This window comes from Mesorhizobium sp. M7A.F.Ca.CA.001.08.2.1 (assembly GCF_003998455.1).
Lineage (GTDB): Bacteria > Pseudomonadota > Alphaproteobacteria > Rhizobiales > Rhizobiaceae > Mesorhizobium > Mesorhizobium ciceri.
Genome location: NZ_RZPW01000603.1, coordinates 1 through 3,977 on the forward strand (window position 1 = coordinate 1; position 3,977 = coordinate 3,977).

At 64.3% G+C, this 3,977-nt stretch carries 3 protein-coding genes; all 3 read right to left on the reverse strand.

The window, feature by feature from the left end:
* Positions 1 to 1,629: 30S ribosomal protein S1 (gene rpsA / locus EN914_RS27230; RefSeq protein WP_127389374.1), on the reverse strand; the 1,629-nt coding region annotated here is incomplete at its 3' end.
* 214 nt (positions 1,630 to 1,843) lie between these two features.
* Positions 1,844 to 2,488, reverse strand: coding sequence for a (d)CMP kinase (cmk, locus tag EN914_RS27235; protein WP_032898722.1), 645 nt, complete (start codon positions 2,486 to 2,488; stop codon positions 1,844 to 1,846).
* Positions 2,489 to 2,555: 67 nt separating this feature from the next.
* A complete protein-coding gene (gene aroA, locus EN914_RS27240; RefSeq protein WP_013528181.1) occupies positions 2,556 to 3,914 on the reverse strand; it encodes a 3-phosphoshikimate 1-carboxyvinyltransferase in 1,359 nt (452 codons plus the stop codon).
* Positions 3,915 to 3,977 lie beyond the last annotated feature (63 nt).

Sequence of the window (3,977 nt, forward strand, 5' to 3'; positions counted from 1 at the left end):
GTACTGAGCGACCGCTTCCTTCTCTTCGGCGATTTCCAGCGCCTTGATCGAGACCTGCAGCTTGCGGGTCTTCTTGTCGAAGGCGATGACGCGGGCATCGACCTTCTGGCCGACGGTGAAGCGCTCGGGGCGCTGCTCGTCGCGGTCACGGCTCAGGTCGGAGCGCTTGATGAAGGTTTCGATGCCGCTGTCGACCAGCCGCACTTCCAGACCGCCATCCTTGACGCCGATGACTTCGCAGGTGACGACCGCGTTCTTGCGCAGTTCGCCTGAAGTCGCCGCTTCGCCGACCGTATCCTTGGCCAGCTGCTTGATGCCGAGCGAGATGCGCTCCTTGTCGATGTCGACGTCGAGCACCTGCGCCTTGACCATGTCGCCGCGATTGTACTCTTCGATGACCTGCTCGCCCGGACGGGTCCAGTCGAGGTCGGAAAGGTGCACCATGCCGTCCACGTCGCCTTCGAGGCCGATGAACAGGCCGAACTCGGTCTTGTTCTTGACCTCGCCCTCGACCTGGCTGCCGACCGGATGGCTAGAGGCGAAAGCCTGCCACGGATTCTCGAGCGTCTGCTTGAGGCCGAGCGAGATGCGGCGCTTGGCCGGATCGACTTCGAGCACCACCACGTCGACTTCCTGGGTCGTCGACAGGATCTTGCCGGGATGCACGTTCTTCTTCGTCCACGACATTTCCGAAACGTGGATGAGACCCTCGATGCCCGGCTCCAGCTCGACGAACGCGCCGTAGTCGGTGATGTTGGTGACGGTGCCCTTGATCTTCTTGCCGATCGGGAACTTGGTGCCGATCTCGGACCACGGATCGCTCTCGAGCTGCTTCATGCCGAGCGAGATACGGTGGGTTTCCTGGTTGATGCGGATGATCTGCACCTTGACCGTCTGACCGATGTTGAGGATTTCGGTCGGATGGTTGACGCGGCGCCATGCCATGTCGGTGACATGCAGCAGGCCGTCGATGCCGCCGAGGTCGACGAACGCACCGTAATCGGTGATGTTCTTGACGACGCCTTCGACAACCTGGCCTTCTTCGAGGTTCTGCACGATTTCCGAACGCTGTTCGGCGCGGCTCTCTTCGAGCACGGTACGGCGAGACACCACGATGTTGCCGCGGCGGCGATCCATCTTGAGGATCTCGAAGGGCTGCGGGTTGTGCATCAGCGGGGAGACGTCGCGGATCGGGCGGATATCGACCTGGCTGCGCGGCAGGAAGGCCACGGCGCCGTCGAGGTCGACCGTGAAGCCGCCCTTGACCTGGTTGAAGATAACGCCTTCGACGCGCTCACCCTTGGTGAACTTCTCTTCGAGGCGGACCCAGCTCTCTTCGCGACGGGCCTTCTCACGGGAAAGCATCGCTTCGCCAAGCGCGTTTTCAATGCGCTCGACATAGACTTCGACGGTGTCACCAACCTTGAGGGTAGTGTCCTTGCCCTTGACGCCAAATTCCTTCAGCGGCACGCGGCCTTCGACCTTGAGGCCGACGTCGATGATGGCCATGTCCTTTTCGATCGCGGTGATCGTGCCCTTGACGACCTGGCCTTCGCCGGAATGGCCTGTTGTAAATGATTCTTCGAGCAGGCTCGCGAAATCATCGCGAGTGGGATTTGCAGCTGACATTGTTTCTCCTGGAGTGCCCCGCATCTCAAGCGGGACGGGCGCCGTGGGTTAGCGTTGCGTTGGCCTGCCGGCGTTCCGGGCTACAAAAGCCCTGGGCCGCTCTTTAAGCGGCAATTCCGGCGCATGAAGAATGCTGGCAGGCTGGTTCGTGCCCGATATGGGTATTTTCTTCGCCTCCGACAACGGAAAGACGAGGGAAAAACCCGGATCAGGCCTAGTCTCTCTTGGCCAAGACGTCATCGATGATCGCCATGGCTGCAAGAAACGCGGCTTCTATAGCCATTTCGCTGGTATCAAGCAAGTGCGCGTCGGCGGCCGGCTTCAAAGGTGAGTCGGCACGGCCCATGTCGCGCTGGTCGCGGCGCATGATATCGGCGAGGATCTCGGTGAAGTCGGCGGTCCCGCCGATGCTCTCGATCTCGGCCAGCCGGCGCTGTGCCCGCACCTCGGCGCTCGCCGTCACATAAAGTTTGATGTCGGCGTCGGGGCACACCACGGTGCCGATGTCGCGCCCATCGAGCACCGCACCCGGCGGCGTCTTGGCGAAGTCGCGCTGCTTTTCGACGAGGATGCGCCGCACGGTCGGGTACACCGCGACCTTGGAGGCCGCCTCGCCGACCGCATGCGCCGACAAGACCGTCCGGTCGAGCTTTGCCAGATCGACCTGGCGGGCAGCGGTTTCAGCCGCCGAGACATTGTCGAGCGGCAGCGCGTGCTGGATGAGCGCATAGGCCACGGCACGGTAGGTGAGGCCGGTGTCGAGCAGGTTGAGGCGGTAGTGGTCGGCCAGCCGGCGGGCGAGGGTGCCCTTGCCGGCGCCGGCGGGGCCGTCGATGGCGATGGTGAAGACGTGTGTCATTGGCAGACCGCCGAAAGGGTTGGGCGCTGGCCTGCCAACGTACCAAGGCTATTGGTTGCCACGACCGTCACCCGATCTCCGCGCCCAGCGCCGTCATCAGCCCCATGAACTCCGGAAAGCTGGTCGCGATCATGGCGGCGTCGTCAATGGTCACCGGCTTTTCCGTCGCCAGCCCCATGACCAGAAAGCTCATGGCGATGCGGTGGTCGAGGTGGGTCTGCACGGTGGTGTCCTTGCCGTTGGGATGGCCGCCAAGGCCCTTGCCGCCCGGTTTGCCGCGCACGGCAAGCGAAGCTTCGCCCTCGGTGCAGTCGACGCCGTTGAGCGTCAGCCCGTTGGCGACGGCCGACAGCCGGTCGGATTCCTTCACCCGCAACTCCTCCAGCCCCTGCATCAGCGTTTCGCCCTCGGCGAAGCTCGCAGCGACCGCCAGCACCGGATACTCGTCGATCATCGACGGCGCCCGCTCGGGCGGCACGATGACGCCCTTGAGCTCGGAGTAACGTACCCGCAGGTCGGCGACATCCTCGCCGCCGGCATTGCGCGGGTTGAGGATGTCGATGTTGCCGCCCATCTCCTGCAGCGTCAAAAGCAGGCCGGTGCGGGTCGGGTTCATCAGTACGTTTTCGATCGTGATGTCCGAACCCGGCACGATCAGGGCGGCCACCAGCGGGAAACCGGCCGAGGACGGGTCGCCCGGCACGGCGATGGTCTGGCCGGTCAGCTTGCCCTGGCCTTCGATGAAAATGTGGCGCACGCCACGCTCGTCGGTTTCGACCGACAGATTGGCGCCAAACCCCTTCAGCATCTTTTCGGTGTGGTCGCGTGTCATCACCGGCTCGATCACCGTGGTGATGCCGGGCGTGTTGAGGCCGGCGAGCAGCACTGCGGACTTCACCTGCGCCGAGGCCATCGGCACGCGATAGGTGATCGGTGCGGCATGCTTGGGTCCATGCAGTGTGATCGGCATGCGGTCGCCCGGCGTCGCCTTCAGCACCTGCACGCCCATCTGGCGCAAGGGTTCCAGCACACGGCCCATCGGCCGGCCCGACAGCGAGGCATCGCCGATGAAGGTCGTCTCCATGTCATAGGTGCCGACAAGGCCCATGGTCAGCCGCGAGCCGGTGCCGGCATTGCCGAAATCGAGCGGGCCTTCCGGCTGCAGCAGCGCGCCGTTGCCGGTGCCGCGGATCACCCACTCGTCGCCGTTCTTCTCGATATGCGCGCCCATTGCCTTCATGGCCGCGCCCGTGCGCATCACGTCCTCGCCTTCGAGCAGGCCGGTGATGCGGGTCTCGCCGGAGGCGAGGCCGCCGAACATGAAGGAACGGTGCGAGATCGACTTGTCGCCCGGCACGCGCGCGATGCCGGAAAGGGCTGGTGATTGGCGGGCGGTGGCCGGCTTGGGGGCGGCGGCGTGAGACATGGAATTTCCCTGGACGGAATGCCGGCGGGCCGGCGCTTTTCATTTGTTGCGGCGGTCTCGTAC

What these genes read in the sequence shown, in the direction of transcription:
- cmk (WP_032898722.1), bottom strand. Translation starts at nt 2,488, where the DNA reads ATGACACACGTCTTCACCATCGCCATCGACGGCCCCGCCGGCGCCGGC.
- aroA (WP_013528181.1), bottom strand. Translation starts at nt 3,914, where the DNA reads ATGTCTCACGCCGCCGCCCCCAAGCCGGCCACCGCCCGCCAATCACCA.